Annotated in this window: 18 protein-coding genes, 2 pseudogenes and 1 other annotated feature; of the genes and pseudogenes, 18 read left to right on the top strand and 2 right to left on the bottom strand. The window is 57.6% G+C overall.

The features are described 5' to 3' along the window. Positions 1-176: 176 nt before the first annotated feature. Positions 177-923: an SDR family oxidoreductase gene (locus tag FHS31_RS11735; protein ID WP_167073726.1), complete on the top strand. Its 747-nt coding sequence runs from the start codon at positions 177-179 to the stop codon at positions 921-923. Next, complete coding sequence (locus FHS31_RS11730; protein ID WP_167073724.1) at positions 924-1,763, top strand: sugar phosphate isomerase/epimerase family protein; 840 nt, start codon at positions 924-926, stop codon at positions 1,761-1,763. A 4-nt stretch (positions 1,764-1,767) separates the two neighbouring features. On the opposite strand, the gene FHS31_RS11725 is transcribed toward FHS31_RS11730, so the two are convergent. Beyond that, positions 1,768-2,424 (bottom strand): alpha/beta fold hydrolase, encoded by a 657-nt coding sequence (locus FHS31_RS11725; RefSeq protein ID WP_208408696.1) that lies wholly within the window; start codon positions 2,422-2,424, stop codon positions 1,768-1,770. 149 nt (positions 2,425-2,573) lie between these two features. On the opposite strand from FHS31_RS11725, the gene FHS31_RS11720 reads away from it, so the two are divergent. The 16 genes and pseudogenes from FHS31_RS11720 to FHS31_RS16735 all read left to right on the top strand — a co-directional run. After that, a complete protein-coding gene (locus FHS31_RS11720; protein WP_167073720.1) occupies positions 2,574-3,587 on the top strand; it encodes an amidohydrolase family protein in 1,014 nt (337 codons plus the stop codon). Continuing rightward, positions 3,584-4,486 (top strand): LysR family transcriptional regulator, encoded by a 903-nt coding sequence (locus FHS31_RS11715; RefSeq protein ID WP_167073718.1) that lies wholly within the window; start codon positions 3,584-3,586, stop codon positions 4,484-4,486. The genes FHS31_RS11720 and FHS31_RS11715 overlap by 4 nt, the downstream gene beginning before the upstream one ends. Before the next feature lies 1 nt (position 4,487). Beyond that, positions 4,488-5,258: a sugar phosphate isomerase/epimerase family protein gene (locus FHS31_RS11710; protein WP_167073716.1), complete on the top strand. Its 771-nt coding sequence runs from the start codon at positions 4,488-4,490 to the stop codon at positions 5,256-5,258. Positions 5,259-5,440: 182 nt separating this feature from the next. Continuing rightward, complete coding sequence (locus FHS31_RS11705; protein ID WP_167073715.1) at positions 5,441-6,556, top strand: aromatic ring-hydroxylating dioxygenase subunit alpha; 1,116 nt, start codon at positions 5,441-5,443, stop codon at positions 6,554-6,556. A 42-nt stretch (positions 6,557-6,598) separates the two neighbouring features. Continuing rightward, positions 6,599-7,567, top strand: a complete 969-nt coding sequence (locus FHS31_RS11700; RefSeq protein ID WP_167073713.1) for an NAD(P)-dependent oxidoreductase — start codon at positions 6,599-6,601, stop codon at positions 7,565-7,567. After that, positions 7,564-8,499, top strand: a complete 936-nt coding sequence (locus FHS31_RS11695) for a VOC family protein (protein ID WP_167073711.1) — start codon at positions 7,564-7,566, stop codon at positions 8,497-8,499. Before FHS31_RS11700 ends, FHS31_RS11695 begins: the two co-directional genes overlap by 4 nt. A 24-nt stretch (positions 8,500-8,523) precedes the next feature. Then, entirely contained in the window at positions 8,524-9,402 is an 879-nt protein-coding gene (locus tag FHS31_RS11690; protein ID WP_167073709.1) for an alpha/beta fold hydrolase, read from the top strand. Further along, positions 9,403-10,545, top strand: a complete 1,143-nt coding sequence (locus FHS31_RS11685; protein WP_167073707.1) for an acyl-CoA dehydrogenase family protein — start codon at positions 9,403-9,405, stop codon at positions 10,543-10,545. Further along, complete coding sequence (locus FHS31_RS11680) at positions 10,542-12,041, top strand: AMP-binding protein (protein WP_167073705.1); 1,500 nt, start codon at positions 10,542-10,544, stop codon at positions 12,039-12,041. The genes FHS31_RS11685 and FHS31_RS11680 overlap by 4 nt, the downstream gene beginning before the upstream one ends. Continuing rightward, entirely contained in the window at positions 12,041-12,964 is a 924-nt protein-coding gene (locus FHS31_RS11675; RefSeq protein WP_167073703.1) for an amidohydrolase family protein, read from the top strand. Before FHS31_RS11680 ends, FHS31_RS11675 begins: the two co-directional genes overlap by 1 nt. Further along, entirely contained in the window at positions 12,951-14,216 is a 1,266-nt protein-coding gene (locus tag FHS31_RS11670) for a Rieske 2Fe-2S domain-containing protein (protein ID WP_167073701.1), read from the top strand. Before FHS31_RS11675 ends, FHS31_RS11670 begins: the two co-directional genes overlap by 14 nt. 8 nt (positions 14,217-14,224) lie before the next feature. Next, entirely contained in the window at positions 14,225-15,181 is a 957-nt protein-coding gene (locus FHS31_RS11665) for a PDR/VanB family oxidoreductase (protein ID WP_243843436.1), read from the top strand. Beyond that, positions 15,178-15,999, top strand: coding sequence for a crotonase/enoyl-CoA hydratase family protein (locus FHS31_RS11660; protein ID WP_167073697.1), 822 nt, complete (start codon positions 15,178-15,180; stop codon positions 15,997-15,999). The genes FHS31_RS11665 and FHS31_RS11660 overlap by 4 nt, the downstream gene beginning before the upstream one ends. Positions 16,000-16,096: 97 nt before the next feature. Then, complete coding sequence (locus FHS31_RS11655; RefSeq protein ID WP_341786348.1) at positions 16,097-16,939, top strand: sugar phosphate isomerase/epimerase family protein; 843 nt, start codon at positions 16,097-16,099, stop codon at positions 16,937-16,939. A gap of 221 nt (positions 16,940-17,160) precedes the next feature. After that, positions 17,161-18,339: an acetyl-CoA C-acyltransferase family protein gene (locus FHS31_RS11650; protein WP_167073693.1), complete on the top strand. Its 1,179-nt coding sequence runs from the start codon at positions 17,161-17,163 to the stop codon at positions 18,337-18,339. Positions 18,340-18,495: 156 nt separating this feature from the next. Further along, positions 18,496-18,828, top strand: a pseudogene (locus FHS31_RS16735) (IS6 family transposase); the annotation flags it as partial. A 73-nt stretch (positions 18,829-18,901) separates the two neighbouring features. Here FHS31_RS16735 and FHS31_RS11640 read toward each other — a convergent pair. Then, positions 18,902-19,859, bottom strand: a pseudogene (locus FHS31_RS11640) (IS3 family transposase). Continuing rightward, positions 19,476-19,632 (bottom strand) — a sequence feature (AL1L pseudoknot). Its footprint overlaps the pseudogene before it by 157 nt. Positions 19,860-20,337: the final 478 nt, after the last annotated feature.

Raw genomic sequence — 20,337 nt, 5'->3', positions numbered from 1 at the left:
GCGCCAAGCGCCGCCGGGGCTCAATTCCAAAGTTCGGAATGCGGCGTGCGATCGCGTGAAACGGCAGAACAGCGCGATCGAACAGCGTGTATTGCAGTTTTGAACGCTGGAGCAGCGCATTGACGGTAAGCTAATCCGGTCAAGAACGAAAGATAAACTGCCGGAGAGGATCATCGATGCCTTCACTGCAAGGAAAGGCCGCACTAGTTTTGGGATGCGGCGGCGATGGGAATATCGGCCGAGCGATTGCACGGCGGCTACGCGCCGAAGGCGCGCACGTTATGGTCACCGCGCGATCGAAAGAACGAGTGACTGCTTTCGCCGAAGAGATCGGCGCTACCGCCGCGGCATGCGATATTAGCCAAAAAGGATCCGTTGCCGCGCTGGCGGACGAGGCGCTTCGCGAGTTCGGTAAAATCGACATCGCGGTGCAATCAACCGGCGAAGGATATTTGGAAAAGTTTCTCAACAACAGCGTTGAGGACATCGAGCGAATAGTCCGCCTCCAGTTCATCGGTCCGATCTATTTTTTTCAGACGATGATCGCCGCCATGAAGGATGGCGGCTCGATCATCACTTTGAGTTCGGTTACCGCCAAAATCGTGATCAACGATCATGCCGTGTACCAAGGCACCAAAGCGGGTATCGACCAGATTGTTCGCTGCCTTGCTGCTGAATTCGGATCGCGGGGCATTCGCGTGAATGCCGTCGCACCCGGACCGACGCCGACGCCGATGATGGTCGGCCTCGAGACGCTGCTGGATCGCGCGGCCCAGCGTAGTCCGATGCGGAGGCTGGCGCGGACGGACGAGATCGCCTCGGCGGTTGCCTACCTGGCAAGTGACGATTGCTTCATCACCGGCGAGATTTTGCAGGCAAACGGCGGTTATGGCTTGGTGGGTCCCCCTGTCGAGGGACGGTAAATGGGCGGTCGATTCAAGTTACGCTACGCCTCCCATCTCGGCATCCGCGGCACGCACGAACCTTTGTTTGCCGCCACTGTCGGCAGCCTCGACCCGATCGACCATATTGCCTTTGCGGCTGAGCAGGGCTTCGCAGGCGTCGAAGATAATTTTTTCAAGACCCGGGATCCCAGCGAGCAGAGCCGAATGGGAGATGCGTTCGCACGCTTCGGTCTTGAACTTGGGTGCGTCTTGAGTTCGGTCGTACCGAATACCGCCTGGATCCGTGATGATGCGGAAGCATGCGCCGCGGTCGATGCCGAAATCGCATGCTCGATCGAGGCTGTGAAGCGAGCGGGCGGACGTTATATCGTCGTTGCGCCTCCCCGCGACCTTCGAGCTCCTGTGTCGTATCAAATGGCGGCGCTGATCAAGCATATGCGACGGCTCGCCCCGCTGGCTGAGCGCGAAGGTATGATCCTGTGCATCGAGATGACGAGCGAACCGCGTTTACCGGGTCAGTTGCTCCATCATATCGCCGATGCGAACACCATCGCCTTGGCAGTTGACAGCCCAGCGGTGAAGCTTCTGCTCGATGTGTTTCATGTCCAGATGATGGATGGCAACATCCTTTATAATCTCTCTCAGGTCTGGGATAATGTCGCCATCGCTCAGATCGCCGACGTTCCTAATCGAACCGAGATCGGAATTGGTGAGGTGAACTGGCGAACCGTGCTCCGGCATTTTTCTGACCAAAGATTTCCTGGTTTGATCGAATATGAGATATTCCCGAGCAAACCAGGTATTGAAGGCGAGAAAGCGGCCCTGCAAGCCTTGCGCGATTTCGACGCATGCCTCTGAATCATCAATTTGAAGCGTGGTGCAGTAGAAACTCCCGAATTCGTTTTACAGTCTTTGGCACCAATTCTGTTGGTTCTTTCCATGGGCTGAGGAGTTGAGAATGTGGCGCAAGCGCGGCGATTTCGTTCCCGATCTCCGTCGGATGCAAGCTATCGATGCCCGGCAGCACGAGCATCGGCACGCTGCATGCCGCCACATCCTCGCGGCTCACGCTCAGGACAAAGTCTTTTTCCCACATTCTCCGACCGTAGGCCGCCAAGCTCTCAGGATCGAGGTCGGAACGGGTATCCGAGAGCGCCTTGGCCCAAGGTTCCCAGTTGTTCGGCATCGACTTGCGATTGGATTCATCCACACCCACAGGCTGCTCCAGAACAGCCGCGGCCACTCGCTCCGGAGCAGACACCATCAGGCGCAGAGCATAAGAGGCGCCGATACAACATCCCAACAGAAGACATCGATCAATCCCTAGATGATCAAGAAGTTTAATATGGTCGCTCAGATAATCAGCCCAAGGGTCGTTTTCGTTTATAGGACCTTTTGATTTACCGGAATTACGTTGATCAATTGCTATGACACGGAAGTCTTCGGAGAAGATAGAAACGGGATTGAAGGCGGTACGCTGCCAAAAGTCTATCGTTGCATCCATTCCTCCCGGCGGCATCAATAGCAATGGATATCCACTACCGTGAATTTCATAATATATGCTTATATCGCCTCTTTGATGGTATGGCACTTCTAGACTCCTTCACAAGGCACGATGATGACACAGGCCTGGAAAAGCTTATCTTCAACGTCAAGTGGTATATTTAGATGATAGGCTCGATAGACGTTCACACCCACATCGTGCCGGGGTCGTTCCCGGCTTATTCCGGTACGATCGCGGATGTTCCTTGGCCGCAGATGGTCCATGACGGCTGCGGGCACGCCATGATCAACATTGCCGGAAAGCCATTCCGGACTGTTCAACAAGCGGCGTGGGACGTCGGCTGCCGCCTGGCCGCCATGGAGGAAATGCAGACCCATATTCAGGTCATTTCACCGATGCCGGAGTTGCTGTCTTACTGGCTGCCGACGGCCGCCGCGGTCGATTTATTACGCCATGTGAACGCCGAGATTGCGGTCATGGTCTCCGCGGCGCCTGATCGCATGATCGGACTGGCCGCAATTCCCCTTCAAGATGTCGGCAAGGCCGTCACCGAACTGCGCTACGCGGTAGAGAATTTCGGCCTAAAAGGCGTAGAGATCGGCAGCAATATCAACGGAGTGCCTCTGGCAGATCCCCGTTTCGAGCCATTTTTCGAGGCGGCGGAAGCGCTTGATATCCCGATCTTCGTTCACGCCATTCGCGCTGTGGGCAAGGATCGGCTGATCGGGCTGCCGATGCTGGAACAGATTATCGCATTTCCCGGCGAAATAGGGTTGACCATCGGAGGGCTCATCGCGAGCGGAACGCTGGCGCGCCGCCCCAGGCTTCGCATCGCCTTCAGCCATGGAGGAGGATCGGTCTTGGCGATTTGCGCGCGAATGCAGCATTTTTGGTCGGCGTTGCCGAAGTTCGCCGAAACGCTGGTCGAGTCCCCGATCGAGACCGCCCGCCGCCTCTACTTTGATTCCGCAGTCTTCGAGCCAGGCTTGATTCATCTTATTGCAGAGACGTTCGGCATCGAACGATTGATGCTGGGATCGGATTTTCCCTTCGGCGGCTACGAACGTCATCCCACCGGCCTCTTGGAAAGAGCGGGCCTCTCCGCTTCCGACATCGGCATGGTCGAACGTATAAATCCCCGTCGCTACCTCGGGATTGATCTGGAAGGTGAGGCATGACGCATCTTGATATGGTGGATTTCAGATTGTTCGTGCAAATCGCGGAAGCGAACAGTCTGCGACAGGGTGCCGAAAGAGCCTGTCTCTCGGCACCGGCCGCCAGCGCGCGCATCGCCAATCTCGAAGTTCGAACGGGCACCAAATTACTCATGCGAAGCAGCAGGGGTGTTAGTTTGACTCCATCGGGTCAGGCCTTCCTCCACCACGCTAAACTCGTATTGGGCCAACTGGAGGAATTGAAGAGCGATCTCGAAGAATATGCCAAGAGCGTCAAAGGGCATCTGCGGCTGACGGCAAACCCTACCGCTATGACGGAATTCTTGCCGTCCGTGCTCGCGCGATATCTCCCGCGTCACCCCGATGTAAGTCTAGGTTTGCGCGAACGGTTCAGCGGCGAAATCGTTCGCGATGTGCTAGCGGGTACAGCCGACCTCGGCATTGTTTCCGGCGAGCTTCGGATGGAAGATCTCGAGACAATCGAACATCGGACTATCCCTTTGGTCGTCATTACCGCACCCGACCACCCGCTCGCATCCATCGAAAAGACGACGCTGGGCGAAACGCTCCAATATGACTTTGTCGACTTTCATGAGACCAGTCCGACCCACTCGCTGCTTCATCGGACCGCCCTCGAACTGCATACCCCAATCCGGACTCGTGTGCGGGCGGTGAATGTTGATGCCTGCTGCCGCCTTGTGGAAGCGGGTGTGGGCGTCGGTCTTGTGCCGGAGCCTTCTGCGCGAAGGATCGCCAGGTCCGCCAATATTTGCATCATACCGCTTGAGGGGCCTGCGATGGAGCTGACGGAGCGAATTGTTGCCCGGCGCTTCAAGGCACTCCCCGCATTTGCGCGCGACTTCGTCAATGAGCTGCTTGTGAAAGACGAGGACGAAAGCTGATATGACGCTCGCAATGGCTTCCGGCGTCGTTCCGGAATTAGACCCGCTCGCAACGATCTCGGCCGCCGCCGCCGCCGGTTTTGACGCCGTCGGCCTTTGGATAGAGCCACAGAATTGGGATCCGGCGCTTCAGCGGAACGCGGCCGCAGCGCTGCGCGATACCGGCCTTGGTCTTATCGATGTCGAAGCGATTTGGCTGAGACCAGGACGATTACCCGATACGGCACGCCGCGCCGTCGATATCGGCATCAGACTCGGCGCCGCCAATGCGCTGGTGGTGAGCTCGGATCCTGATATCTCCGCCTCAGCGGATAAATTTGCCGAGCTCTGCGATCACGCCGCGGGAGCACCGATCCGTATCAACCTGGAATTCGGCCCGTTTGCCGATATTTCGACGTTCGAACAGGCGCGAGCGATCTTGGCGGAGGTGCGACAACCGGAAGCGGCGTTGCTCTTCGATCCTTATCATCTGTTCCGTACAGGTGGGGTGCTGGCGGACGTGCAATCCACTGCCAAGGAAAAGCTTTCCTATGCGCAAATCTGCGATGCGATGGTGGGTCCGGATGGACTGGGTCTTATTGATCGCGCGCTGCCCGGTGAAGGAGTACTTCCACTGGGCGACTTTCTTTCTGCACTACCGCCCGGCATCCCGCTGAGCGTGGAACTCAGATCGCCGACGCTTTACGCGGCAGAGCCTGATCCCCTGCGGAGGGCATGCCGCGTCGCTCAAGCGACCCGCGCCTTTTTAGCGCGCCATTACAGCGACGCCTGACAGCCGGCCTCGCTGTTTGCCGGCACAGTACGCATCGTTCGTCAAAACGGATTTGCCCAGCAAGATTGAGGAGACGATATCGGGGAAGATATCGCGAATGGTGACTGTTCCGCCCAGTTAAGGCGGTGGCGAGACCTTGGTCTACGTCCGAAATCATCGCCATTCGTGGAACAGGAGAGAATATGAACGCGCCGCAACAAGCTTTGCCCGGTTCAAAGGCAGCGCTGCCTACCCTTGGTCTACGGGAATTCTGGTATCCGGCACTCCTTTCCAAAAAAGTGGGAAAGAAGCCCGTCCCGATAAAGATGCTGGGAGAAGAGATCGCCTTCTTCCGCGATGACGGCAAGGTTTACGCGCTCTATAATCGATGCCCCCATCGCGGTTTGCCCTTGTCGTGCGGGCGCCGCGAATTCCCGGGGACGTTGACCTGCCTTTACCATGGATGGACGTTCAATACCGCCGGCGAGTGCGTGGCGGCTTTGAACGAAGGGCCTCAGTCCAGCATTCCGGGTCGGGTCAAGGTCAGGTCTTATCCGACCGCCGAAATCAACGGCGTAATATTCGTATATATGGGGAATAAGGAGCCACGTCCTCTTGAAGAGGATATTCCCGAGGAGCTCATGACTACCTCAAATATCGTCCATACTCATATTGAGGAGTGGAACTGCAGCTGGATGCCGGCCCTTGAGAATCTCCAAGATTCCCACGATATCTTCGTGCACCGGCGCTCGCTATTCTATCTCTTCCGGAAGCTCCCCTCTTGGGCGACGGTCGGTGTTTCGCTGACTGATGATGGTCGGGGCGTCGATATACGCTACGACAAAATGGGCCCTGCCCAAGCCGAATATGAGACTGTCGGCAAATATCCGCGGCAAGTCTGGTGGCGACGCTTCAAGATAAATTCGCCGCGCCCCGGGCAATATCCAAAAACGGAATTGCGTCTCCCCGGCGTCGTTCGGATCGGGTTTTCCGATTTGATGTACGTACGCTGGGCGGTGCCGGTAGACGCGGACCATGTGCGTGCGTTTCTGTTCACCAGTCGGCATGCCACCGGACTCAACGGCTTCGTTTACAGGCTATACTATGCCTTCATCGCGTCATGGATCTTCCTGCGTTTCTTCATCGGCCAGGACAAAATCGTCTTTGAAAAACAGGATTATTCTGCACCGGAGCGTTTGTCTCAGACAGATACCGGGGTGATCCGTTGGCGCCGTTTGGTGGCCGAGGCCGCTCGGCAGGAAGCCGGCGACGATGCGATCGAGGCCAAATTTGGGGCAGGTCAGCTCGTCAACGGCTAAATCAAGACTCTACATTCAACAGAATATTAAAGGAGAGCCCGCTTGCCTGCACAACCGGGAAAATATAGGGATTTCGGGAAGAAGCTCGGCTTCATTGGACTAGGCAATATTGGAATGCCTATGTTCAACAACTTGGCCGAAGCTGGCTTCGATCTGACAGTCTTCGATCTGCGCTCGGATGCGACGAGCAAGGCCGCCGAAAAGGGGGCGAGTGTTGCCCGCTCGATCGCAGAGGTCGGGTCAAGCTGCGACATCATTAGCATCGCTCTCGTTCACGAGCGGCAGATCGACAGCATCTATTATGGCGACGAAGGGCTATTGGCGCATTCCCGACCCGGGGCCGTTCTTCTCTTTCACAGTACGCTGCCGCCCAAACTCGTTCAAAAATATGCGCAGGAAGCAGCCGAACGCGGCGTCCTCGTTATCGACGCGCCTGTGAGCGGTGCCAATATCGCGGCCGCCGCCGGGACGCTCAGCTTCATATTGGGTGGAGACGAGGCGCTCATCAAAGAGCTGCAGCCCTTATGGGATACGATGGGTGCGAACGTCTTCCATATGGGCGGCGTCGGCCTCGGTCAGGTGGGCAAGCTCGTCAATGGTACGATGTACCACATGGCTTATCTCGCCACTCTCGAAGCACTGTCGCTCGCCCGCGCCTACGGCGTGGATGAGCTCAAGATGATTGATATCGCGCGTGTCAGTACCGGTACGAATTGGATGGTTCGTCACTGGGGCTACATGGACGATCTCATGATGTCCCACACTCGAGCCGGCTCCGACGAGCTCGTCCATTTGCATTTTCGCAAGGACATAGTGGATTCTCTCGCTGCGGCCGAGGTCGAGCGCACGCCGATGCCCCTCGCCGCGCTCGGTGCGCAAATCTATGCCGACCTGATCTCACCGCGACTGGACGCAGGCCATCCGAGCGCACGCCGGGCAGCCGAGCGCTACGCCGAGGAGCATCCCGAACTAAGCGCCGCCATGGCAGGGAATGCGGACAAGGCGCCATGATGGACGGTCCGGCGCTCCGCTATTCCAAGCTTGGCTACGTCTCGCTGAACGTGACCGACGTTACGCGCTCAAGGAATTTTTATGAAAAAATCCTTGGGTTGGAGTTTAACGGGCTTGGTTCTGATGGCGAAGTCTTCCTGAGATGCAGCGCGGATCACCATAACATCGTCCTTCATCCATCGCCTCGAGCGGGCCTGCGCAGATTAGCGTGGCAAATGGAGAGCGAGCGGGACATCGATCGGATCGTAGAAATCGCTCGTGCCTGGCAATTCCCGGTGAAGGAGGTTTCCGCGGCCGAATGTGAGGACCTTGGTCAAGGCCGTACCATTCGGTTCACGGAACCGCTCACGTCGGCGCATATGGAGTACTATTGCCGTCGGCGCGATCAGGATACGATGGCTTTCGAGCCGACCGTCGCAAAGATCCAGCGCCTGGGCCACGTCGTCCTGCGCACGCCGGATTATAAACGCGCAGTGGGATTTTTTCGGGATGTTTTGAATTTCCCGATTTCCGATACGATCGATGGCCGCACGACGTTCATGCGCTGCTTCCCCAATCCGTTTCACCACTCGCTCGGTATCGGGCTCGGGCCCAATCGCGCATTGCATCATGTCAACTTCATGGTGAGCGACATCGATGACATCGGTCGTGCATTTTGGAGAATGCAGAAGAACGATGTGCCGATCGTTTTTGGCCCCGGCCGCCATCCGCCATCGGACAGTATCTTCCTGTATTTCACGGATCCGGACGGGATAACCTGTGAGTACAGCTTCGGTATGGAGGAGTTCCCCGAGATAAACGCACGCCCACCACGGCTATTGGAGCCGATACCTTCCTCAATTGACGATTGGGATTGCCCACCACCTCGATTTAACCCCGTGGATATTGCAAGTGAAGAACTGATATTAGTTTCGGAAGTCCCGACAAACTAAAGTTATTGATTTGAGGATCCTGAAATGTCGATTTGGACTGACTTCGCCGATCTTGATGTTCGTCAGAGCTTCTATGATATCGGTGGCATTCGGACTCGTGTTATCGAAGGCGGCGATCCTGATAAAGAAGCGCTGATATTTCTCCACGGCACCGGCGGCCATGCGGAAGCCTTCACGCGCAACTTTCGGGCGCACATGCCGCATTTTCGAACCATGTCTCTCGACATGCTGGGTCATGGTTACACAGATGCACCGGATATCGAATATACATTCGATAAGTTGATCGATCATCTCAAAGCTTTTGTGGATACTTTGGGGATCGACAAGGTTTCGCTGTCCGGTGAGTCGCTGGGCGCCATGATCGCGGCTCATTTTGCTATCCGCTTTCCGGATAGAACGCGCGCCATTGTCATGAATACCGGTATGCTCATGGATCGAAAAGAGGAAGATCTTGTCGGCATCCGCGATCTTCTCGAGCGTACCAAGAAGGTCACCGGCGAAGTCACCAAGGATGCGGTACGCAGCCGACTGGCATGGCTGATGCTCGATCCGGACAAGAGTGTCACCGACGAACTCGTCGACGTCCGATACAATATATACAGGCAGCCGTTTCGAGCGGAAGCCATGCGTCGGATCATGTTCATGTCCGCCGGTGGCCTCCTCGACGCCGACTGGCGTAAGAAATATTCGAATGAAGAAGATCTTCGACGCATCCGCTGCCCTGTGCTCGTTCTCTGGTCAGATCACAATCCGGGCCTGAAATCGCACAATGCAAAGGAAGCGATGGCCTATATCGAAAATGGCAAGTTCATCGTGATGCACGATAGCGCTCACTGGCCACAGTGGGAGGAAACGGATCTCTTCGATAGGATCCATATCGATTTCCTCAAAAGCAGCGAATAAATGTCTTCTCCTGATATATGGCGTCCATTAGTTGATGAGGACTTCGTAAACCGCATACGACATCACGTATCGTGCGAGATTTTGCCGCATGCCGACGCGATCGATAAAGACGATTTTTATCCCGTCGACATCATTCGAGGCCTCGCCAAAGCTGGGTTTATAGAAATCCTTCTACCGAAGAACTTCGGAGGTGAGGGCAGGTTCGAACTGGTCGCCGCGCTATTTGAGGAGGTGGGCTACGCCAGTGCAGCGACGGGTGTGTCGCTCATTTCGATATTCCAGTCGCTGACGATGCTCAGCCTTTTTGGCTCGGACAGCCTGATCAGCGAATATAGGCCCAAATACCGCGAGGGCTTGATCGCGTCTTATGCGCTGACGGAAGCGAACCATGGCAGTGATATTCGATCGCTGGACACCAAAGCTGTGCGCGACGGACAGAGCTGGATTCTAAACGGCGAAAAGAGCTTCATCACGTCCGGCTCGGCGGCCGAGTTCCTGATCATTCTTGCGGAGACCGACATCGGGGTTTCGGCATTTGCGCTGCCCTATGGCTTGCCTGGGTGCGAGAAATATGTCGGCGAATTCTCGGCAACGATCGGGCTTCGCAACGGCCCGCATGTCAACATGCGGCTAAATGATGTGCGGCTCCCGCTCGATCATTTGATCGGAACCGAGGGCAAGGGCGTTCGTCAGGCGGTTACCGTTCTCGATTATTCACGCACCTTCGCAGCCGCCATCAGTGTCGGAATTGGCCGCGCTGCTTTCGATGGTGCGTTGGCACGGGCTACGGGCCGGACGGCGTTCGATCAGACGATATCGAGCTTCCAGGGCATCCAATGGTATTTCGCTGAGATGCTGGCGGACATAGATGCCGCCAGATTGCTCGTATACCGCGCTGCGCGGGCTCTGGACGATCACGAAGATATCGCTCGTCATTCCAGCACCGCCAAGCTCATCGCAAGCCGTGTGGCCACGGAGGTGGCAAGCAAGGCCATTCAGATCGGCGGGGCTTGGGGCACTTCGGTGAACACGCCGTTCGGCCGATACTTTCGGGACGCCAAGACTTACGAAATTGGCGGCGGATCCTCGGAAATTCTTAAAAATACGATAGCCAAATTTCTTATCGGGAGAATGCCAAAGTGAGTGATCAATCGCTCTTCAATCGCCTTGCGAAATTTGGCGATAGGCCGTTTTTGATCACGGATCACGGCACCCATACTTATGCGGAAATCGCCGATCGTGCAGCTCGATTTGGATCGCTCCTTCAAGCGAAAGGCGTGCAGCGCGGTGATCATGTGGCGCTGTTGGCGGGCAATAGCGCCGCCTATATCGTCGCCTGGTTCGGTATCAGCATGACGGGCGCCGTTCTCGTCGCGCTGAACAACCAGCTGCTCGCCGATGGACTGCGCTACACCGTCGATCAGTCCGAGAGTAAGATCATCGTCGCGGATCGAGCATGGCATGAAAAGCTCGGCAATCAACTTACCGAAGATCAGCGCAAATTACCGCTGGTGCTGATCGGCAGCGATGAGGATTTTTTCGAAAGCTTGAGTCCCTTTGAACAGATCGAAGCCGTGAGCCCGGAGCCATGGGATACGGCCACGATCCTTTATACGTCGGGAACGACCGGGCTGCCGAAGGGGGTGATGAATAGCTATCACGCCTATGAGGCCACCGGGCTGGCCACCGCTAATCTTGTCGGACTCCATTCCGAAGATCGCATTCTGGTTTTCCTGCCGCTCTTCCACGTCAATCCGCAAATGTTTGCGGTGATGGGCGCCATCACTGTGGGCGCGAGCATCATCATCCGGCCGAAATTCAACGCATCGACCTTCTTTGACGATGCCCGCCGGTTCGATGCAACGGGCTGCACCTTCGTAGGGACGGTGCTTGCCCTGCTCGTCAACCGCCATCCCGGCGTGCAGAAAGATCACCGGCTGCGTTTCTGTATCGGCGGAGGCGCCGCCCCCGAAGTTTGGAGCGCCATCGAGGAGCGTTTCGGTTTTCCGATCAACGAGAGCTACGGCATGACCGAGATCGGCGGGTGGACCTCTTCCAACTCGCTCAAGGATACGCGGTTCGGCTCCGTTGGACGGGTCCGGGAGGATATCGAGCTGCGCGTAGTCGATCCGCAGGACCGTCCTGTCCCCCCAGGCGTTCGCGGCGAGATCGTCGCCCGCCCACGCGAGCCTTTTGCGGTCATGTCCGGATATTGGAACAAACCCGACAAGTTTGTGGAAGCGACCCGCAATCTTTGGTTTCATACCGGCGATATCGGATCGTTCGATGCCGATGGATATCTGTATTTCCATGGCCGCATCAAAGAACTGATCCGGCGGGGGGGCGAGATGATTTCACCGGTGGAGATGGAAACGCGCCTCATAACCATGCCCGGCGTCGAAGACTGCGCCATCGTCGGCGTCCCGGACGCCGTCATGGGAGAGGAGGTCAAGGCGGTGGTCGTGGCGGGCGAGCCGATCGAGCCGGCGGCTATCCGCAGCTTCCTGGCGGATCATTTCCCCCCTTATATGTTACCCCGCTACGTCAGGTTCATCGACGTCATCCCGAAAACGGCGACACAGAAGATCCAGCGCGGCGAATTGACCGCGCTTGATGCATCGGTGGCGGATCTTCGCTGATGCAGATCGGCACCGACATTCCGATACCGTGCCTTTCGCCCTGGCCTGTGCGGACACCTGCACTCCGTCTGCCGGCAAAGGCCTGGGATTGCCATGCCCATGTCGTCGGGGCGGCTCCCTGGGTATCGCCGCGCAACTACGATCCACCGATCGCCGATATCGGCGCCTATATCGGGATGCTCGACGAGGTCGGGCTCAAATATGGCGTGCTTGTGCAGGTGAGCGTGCATGGGACAAACAATGATTTGCTCCTCGAAGGCCTGCGTCTTCATCCGGATCGGCTCCGAGGCGTCGCCGCGATCGCGCCGGACATCCGCGAGTCCAAGCTGGCCGAAATGCATGAAGCAGGCGTCCGCGGGGTCCGTTTGCTGACGCTGACACGCGGCGGCGTGGCACCGGAAGCGGCGATGGCGCTCGCCGAACGCATCGCCCCCTATGGCTGGCACATCGAGTTTGGCGTGCCCGGACACATGCTCGCCGAACTGAAGCCGATCATTGACGCTCTGCCGGTCCCCGTAGTCCTCGCGCATTTCGGCGACTGCGACATGGCAATGGGTATTCATGGCCCTCAGTTCGCCGCGCTGCGCGCCATTCTTGATCAACGCGATCGTTATGTAAAACTTTCTGGCGCCTATCGTCTGTGTGCGGAGCCTTGGCGCGATACCATCCCGGTCGCGTCCACTCTGATCGAAGATCACCGCCAATCCCTTCTATGGGGCAGCGATTGGCCTCATGTCGCCATTTCCGATCCGTCGCTCATGCCGCGCACAGAAGCGCTGATCGAACTGATAGGTCAATGGACATCAAGCGATGCTGCGCTCCATGCGATCTTTGTAGAGAATCCCGCCCGGCTTTACGGTCTTCCTCGCGAGGCCGGGTTCGATCCCAACGAAATCAAAGGAGAGGCCGATGCTCACGCATGAACAAAATGAGCTGCTTTGTCGCGTTGGACCGGGGACGCCGATGGGAAAGCTGGCGCGAAGCTACTGGCTGCCCCTCCTGCGCTCCGAAACGCTTCTTGCCGACGGAGCGCCGCAACGTATCCGTGTTCTGGGAGAAAATTTCGTCGCGTTTCGCGCCACCGATGGGCGGGTTGGCCTTATCGATGAAGCCTGCCCGCATCGCGGCGTTTCGATGGCGTTGGCCCGTAACGGAGATTGCGCGCTCACCTGCCTCTATCACGGTTGGAAGGTCGGCGTCGAAGGTCAATTGCTGGATGCCCCATCCGAACCGATCGAGCGCCGAGAAAAGTTCATAAAGAATATTCCCGTGCGCCATTTTCCCGTGCGTGAGGCGGCGGGCGTTATCTGGGCCTATTTTGGTGGCGGTGAGACGCCTAAATTCCCGGATTGGGAATTCAATTCGCTCCCGGCGAATCAGGTCAAAGCGATCCGCGGCGAGTGCAAGTCAAATTGGCTACAAGGCTTTGAGACGGTTCTGGATTCCGCACATCTTGGTATCCTGCACAAGAGTGGGATCTTGGCATCCAATGTGAGCTCCATGGATGAACTGAGACTGACACTCGATATGCCTCCCGTATTTAAAGTCGTTCGAGTTCCATACGGCCTGAAAGAAGGTGCCATCCGGGGATTCAATGATGGTACGGAATATACCCGTGTTCGTGAAATTGTGCTGCCGTTTTTCAGCTTTATCCCAATGCGGCCTGGGGCGGTGAGCCAGACCTTTTGTTACGTTCCCATCGATGATTATAATCATATACTGTGGACGTTCTATTATCATTCGGATCGTCCTCTTGAAGAGGGTGAAACGATCGCACCCATGCTGCCAGGAACCTATGATAATTTCGCAGCAGGTCTCGGCGGCTTCGAAAACATGTGGCGGCAAGATCGGGCGCGAATGGAACAGGGGCATTGGTCGGGTCTGCCCGGAACGGTGCCGACCGAAGATGTCGTCATTGCGGAATCCATGGGTCCGATCGTCGATCGATCGAAAGAGCATCTGGGAACGAGCGATGTCGTAATCGCCCAGACGCGCCGCCGCCTATTGGAAATGCTGCGTGAACAAGAAGAGGGCACGCTCTCGCGGGATCCCGCCGATCGCATCGATTATGCCCATATCCGCGGAATTTCACTGCGGTATCGGGGAATAGACTGGTCGACGATAGATGCGTTCAATCCGCCCGAGAATATTACCGATCCAGTCCCGACTGAATGAGCCAGCACATGAGTCTGCCAGTGATCGTCGCGCGTAAGCAAGTTGAAGCGGAGGATATTTTCAGCTTTGAACTCGTTTCACGAGCTGGAGAAGCACTACCTCCGTTTTCCGCCGGATCTCATGTCGATGTCGCCCTTCCGGGCGGCATGATTCGGCAATATTCCATTTGTAATGACCCTGCCGAAAGTCATCGCTATCTATTGTGCGTCCAGCGCGAAGGAGAGTCGCGGGGCGGTTCCCGGGCCTTGGCTGACGACATTGGCGAAGGCGACGCATTAGAGATCAGCATGCCGCGGAATCACTTTCCGCTTATGCCAAACGCGCCCCATTATCTGCTGTTGGGGGGCGGCATCGGGATCACGCCGATCCTTTGTATGGCAGAGCGACTTGCGCAGATCGGTACGCATTTCGAGATGCATTATTGCACGCGTAATCTCCAACGAACGGCCTTTGCCGCGCGGATAGCCGCAGCGCCATTTGCGGCGCAGGTCAGCCTACATCACGATGACGGCCCCGCTGAACAGCGATTCGATCGCGATAAGGTTCTGTCTTCGGTTCCCGAGGGAACCCATCTTTATATATGCGGCCCGAAAGGCTTCATGGACTGGATATTGGATGGAGCCCGAAGCTCGGGGTGGGACAGTTCCCGCCTTCATATGGAATATTTTTCTAGCGGCGTGATCGATAAATCCGCCGATGGCAGTTTCGACGTCAAGCTCGCTTCGAGCAATCGCGTCATTCATATTCCCGCGGAAAAAAGCGTCTCCGAAGCGCTGGCGGCAGAAGGCATCGAAATCCCGATTTCCTGCGAAAGCGGTGTGTGCGGCACTTGCCTTACCCGAGTATTGGACGGCATTCCGGAGCATCGTGACGTTTACTTGACCGATGAGGAGAAGGCTAAAAACGATCAGTTTTTGCCGTGTTGCTCCCGCGCTGAGTCCGCCCTGCTGGTTCTAGACCTATGAGTGCAGGGACATCCGCCACGCCTCCACCCTTTCGATGGGAGGTGGAGCAAAACATTGCGCGCATTTGGTTAAACAGGCCGGAACGGCGTAATCCCTTGGCTCTAGCCGGCGATGGCCACGCTGCGAAAGCAATGTGCGATGAACTTAACGGCGATCCCGCGATCCGCTGCGCAATCCTGACCGGCGACGGCAGCGCCTTTTCCGCGGGTGGCGATATCCATGCCATGCGTTCGAAAGAGGGCATGTTCGCAGGATCGGGCATGGCTTTAAGGGAAGCCTATAGAAACAATGTCCATGGAATAGTCCGGGCGCTTTACGCCCTCGATATGCCGTTGATCGCGGCGGTAAACGGGCCGGCCGTCGGTCTTGGCTGCGATATCGTTTGCCTCGCGGATATTCGCATCGCGGCCGCCACGGCGACCTTCTCCGTGCCCTTTCTGAAGCTGGGCCTGCTTCCCGGCGATGGTGGTGCTTGGCTGTTGCCTCGGGCTATCGGAATGAGCCGTGCCGCAGAACTCTTTTTCACGGGAGACTCGATCGATGCGGAAACGGCAGCCTTATGGGGCTTGGTCAGTCGGGTCGTCCCACTCGGTAGATTGACGGCGGAAGCCGAGCGACTGGCGCAGAAGATTGCGTCAATGCCGCCACACGCCCTTCGGATCGCAAAGTCCCTAATGCGTGCAGGCCAGTCTGCGAGCTTCGACACGCTTCTTGAAATGTCCGCAACTACGCAGGCACTCGCCCACTACAGCGCCGATCATAAGGAAGGAATTGAAGCACTAATCGACCGCAGGCCGCCTACCTTCATTGGAGCGTGATAGTGATAACGATATATCGCAATCATCCATCCATTCAGAGCAAATCCGCAAATATATTCTGCGACATACGGGTAGAAAGCTTCGTCGCAGGTCAAACATGACACAAATACTGTCACTTCACCACATGACGGCGACCGATCTTGATGCTTGCCAATTAGCGGATGAGGCAGCGAAACAGGGCTGTCAGGCAATATCCACATTTACACACGTACCGGCCGTCCTTCCGGCGGACTTTCCCCGTGTCTCCGATCAAGCATCGGTTAGGGCGCTTAGGAGCCGGATGACGGCAGGAAATTTGACGCTGCTAAACGCGGAATATTTCCCGTTAACAACCGGCGTCTGCCTCGAAGATTATCGACCCGGATTGTCGAGAGCCGCCGGCCTTGGAGCGCGTCAGGCAACGACGCATGTTCAGATAGAGGATGCGGCAGCGCAGCGGGATGCTTTCAAGGCTTTCAGCGATCTTTGCGCCGAATATGGGTTGTTGCTGGCGCTGGAGTTTACGTCGACCGCAAAGATAAAGTCACTGAAGGACGCGCTCCATCTGATCGAAACAGCCGGTGAGGGCAACGCCGTCCTTACCCTCGACCTCCTTCATGCCGCTCGTACCGGCGTAACCGTTGAACAGATAGCGGCGATCGACGGCAGCCTTCTGGGCACTGTCCAGATATGCGACGGTCCAGCCCATATGGCGCCCGATCAGCTGCGTGTTGAGTCGCTGACGAACCGTTTGCCGCCGGGCAGCGGTGATCTTCCGCTTGTCGCCATGTTGCGCAGCGTTCCGAAAGGCACGCCTATCGAGGTGGAAGTCCCTCAGCACCCCGCCATGAAAAGTAATGTTTCTGCCCATGAGCGCATCCGTCAAGCAATCCGTGGGGCAAAATCCGTTCTTGAGCGGTCCTTGATCAGCCCAATCGGCGAGGGCTTTGCGCCTTCATGATGGTGACCGGAGCGTCACACAAAGTGCTCTGAGTTACGCTAATTGGGCGATGGATATTGAGCCAATCCGACAGTCATTCAACCGGTTGTAAAGTACCTCCTCGGCCGTGACTGCGAAACATCAAGAGCAATTGTTCCAGCGCGTCACGGACGTTGCGATAAATCAAGCGGCGCAGATGAATGAATTGACTGTTTGCGCGCCAATATTCGAATGGAGATCAAATGACCGACGTTTTTGTTGTGTCCGCAGCGCGAAGCGCGATCGGCTCCTTTGGTGGTTCGCTTAGAGACCAGAAGCCCGGTGAACTTGCCGCGCATATCGCCAAAGCTGCGATCCAGCGCGCAGGCATCACCGCGGATAGCGTGGAGGCGCTCGTCCTCGGCAACGTCATTCATACCGAGCCGCGCGACGCATATGCGGCTCGAATCGCCTCTATTGGTGCCGGCCTTCCTCAGGAGAGCCCCGCGCTCACGGTCAACCGCCTTTGTGGATCGGGCCTTCAAGCGATCATCAGCGCGGCACAATCCATCCTGCTCGGCGACGTCCAGATCGCTATCGGCGCGGGCGCGGAAATCATGAGTCGCGCGGCTTATTTTGTTCCGGGCGCCCGTTGGGGCCTGAAGATGGGCGAAGGCGCTCTGCAGGATGGCCTAACCGGAGTCCTCACCGATCCCTTCCAGATGATCCACATGGGCGTTACCGCCGAGAATGTCGCGGCGCGTTACGGCATTTCCCGCGAGGATCAGGATGCGCTGGCCTTGGAAAGCCAGCTTCGGGCTTCCCGTGCCGTCGCGGAAGGATATTTTCGCGATCAGATCGTCCCGGTTGAGGTTATGGTCCGTCGCAACCCGATAGCCTTCGATACCGACGAGTTCGTTCGCGCCAATGTGTCGGCCGAGGATCTTGGAACGTTAAAGCCTGTCTTCCAAAGGGACGGTACGGTGACAGCAGGCAACGCCTCTGGCATCAACGATGGCGCGAGCGCAGTTGTTCTTGCCAGTGCAGCAGCGGTGCAGTCGCGCGGGTTGAAGCCTCTGGCGCGGCTTGTAGCTTACGGCCATGCGGGCGTTGATCCCGCCTATATGGGCATTGGCCCGGTGCCGGCGACGCGCAGCGCGCTCAAGAAGGCCGGGTTGACTGTTGCCGACCTGGATGTGATCGAATCCAACGAAGCATTCGCAGCCCAGGCTTGCGCGGTGACGCGCGAGCTCGATTTCGATCCAGCCAAGGTCAATCCCAATGGCAGCGGTATCTCGCTTGGTCATCCGGTGGGGGCGACAGGCGCGATCATCACCACCAAGCTCGTCCATGAACTGCACCGCACAGGCGGCCGCTATGGGTTGGCCACCATGTGCATCGGCGGCGGCCAGGGTATCGCCGCCATCTTCGAACGGATCTGAGGGCTTTGTCCGAGCAAGTTGCCCCGGGTTCTCAAGCCCTGCGAGCCGCCCCTGATGCGCCGCTACGAGCCAAAGCCCGACAGCCCGTACAAGCGGTTCAAGGCATTGTCAGAGCAAATGCACCGGCCGTTAGGATGTCAGCGCTAGCCGAGGCGCATGCCCCGACACCGCAAACCTCAAAGCCCGTTTCGCTGCTTCAATTCATCACCTGAGGTGATCCGCCTCGTGGTGATGATGTATGTCCGCTTTCCCCTGTCGCTGAGAAACGTCGAGGACCTGCTGTTCGAGCGCGGCATTGATCTCAGCCATGAGACGATACGCTTCTGGTGGAACAGGTTTGGGCCGCTTTTCGCCGGTGACATTCGTCGGCAGCGTGTGAGCGCGATGCGCGGTTTTCGCCATTGGCGATGGCACCTCGACGAGGTCTACGTGAAAATCGGCGGTGAGATGCATTACCTTTGGCGAGCGGTCGACCATGAGGGCGAAGTGAACTGCGCCGGGTCTGCCGGAGGCGTTGGGTTGTGAGTCACGCTGCCATATCGATGTTGTTCGCGGCAGCATACTATTGATCTTCGGCTTCGGCAGGCGGGATGTTGCCGATGGGTTCGAGCAGGCGGCGATGGTTGAACCGGTCGACCCATTCGAGGGTCGCGTATTCCACCGCTTCGAAGGATCGCCATGGTCCACGGCGATGGATGACCTCGGCCTTGTAGAGGCCGTTTATCGTCTCGGCTAAAGCGTTGTCGTAGCTGTCCCCGACGCTGCCGACCGACGGCTCGATCCCAGCTTCGGCTAGTTGCTCGGTGTACTTGATAGACACGTATTGCGACCCGCGATCGCTGTGGTGCACCAGGCCGCCGCGATGCGCCGGTCGGCGATCATGCAGCGCCTGCTCGAGCGCATCCAGCACGAAGCTGGCGTGCGCCGTCCGGCTGGCCCGCCAGCCGACGATCCGCCGAGCATAGGTGTCGATAACGAAGGCAACGTAGACGAACCCCGCCCTTGCGCCCGCCGTAGACCGCGAAGTTCTCGGCGAACACGCATGCGATCTTCGGCTTCAGAGCCACATCCTGCCGCGCCCGCGCCGACAGGCGTGTCGGATCCTGTCGCTGCGCGACGCGCTCGTGGTAGGTGGATGGGGCGATCGGCAGGACGCGGCAGATCGGCTCGACCCCATAGGCATCGCGGTGCCTCAGGAAAATACCTCCCAGGCTGTTTCTTATCTTCGTCACCGTCAATGAACGCGATCATCGCCGGAACGGGCGGTCGAACTTCGCCTGAGCAAAATATGCTGACGCCTTGCGCAGAATCTCGTTGGCTTGCCGCAACTCACGGACCTCGCGTTCCAGCGCCTTCACCTTGTCGGCAACTTCGGTCGGGACACCGGCGCGCTCGCCGCTGTTGACCTCCGCCTTCTTCACCCACTCATGCCGCGTCTGCGGAACGCAGCCGATCTTCTCCGCGATCGACACCACGGTCGCCCATCTGGACGGGTGATCCCGCTCGTGATCGAAAACCATCCGCACCGCTCGCTCGCGGACTTCCGGCGCAAACTTGTTCGTTGTCTTGCTCGTCATGGCTCCACCTTCTCAGGAGTTGGAGCCTCCGACAAACCCGGCGCGGTTCAAACGTTGATCTATGATGCCGGCGGACTACCTTAAGGGATTGTGCGCTCGTCGTGTGGGCACCGAAGACGCAATAAGCGCCTTTATAGGGAGCGTGACTAGACCGCCATAAGGTCACGCCAACGTCCACATCTCTTCGCTCTTGAACGTCACCTCATCGATCGAACCGTCTACAAGGCACGCCGGTCAGCTGCCCAGGCCGAGTGGGAAAACCTCATGAGCTAGGCTGTATCGACATTCAGGATTTCCATTTGGCGTGATGTCTGATTCATGAGGTACGCGATTTGCGGGGGCATCATGGGTATCAAGCGCTACGAGTTGAGTGACGTGCAGTGGGTTCGGATCGAGCCATTGCTGCCGGGTAAGCGGTCCG

Source organism: Sphingomonas vulcanisoli (assembly GCF_011761305.1).
Classification (GTDB): domain Bacteria; phylum Pseudomonadota; class Alphaproteobacteria; order Sphingomonadales; family Sphingomonadaceae; genus Sphingomonas_I; species Sphingomonas_I vulcanisoli.
This window is presented reverse-complemented; position numbering and strand designations above follow the sequence as displayed.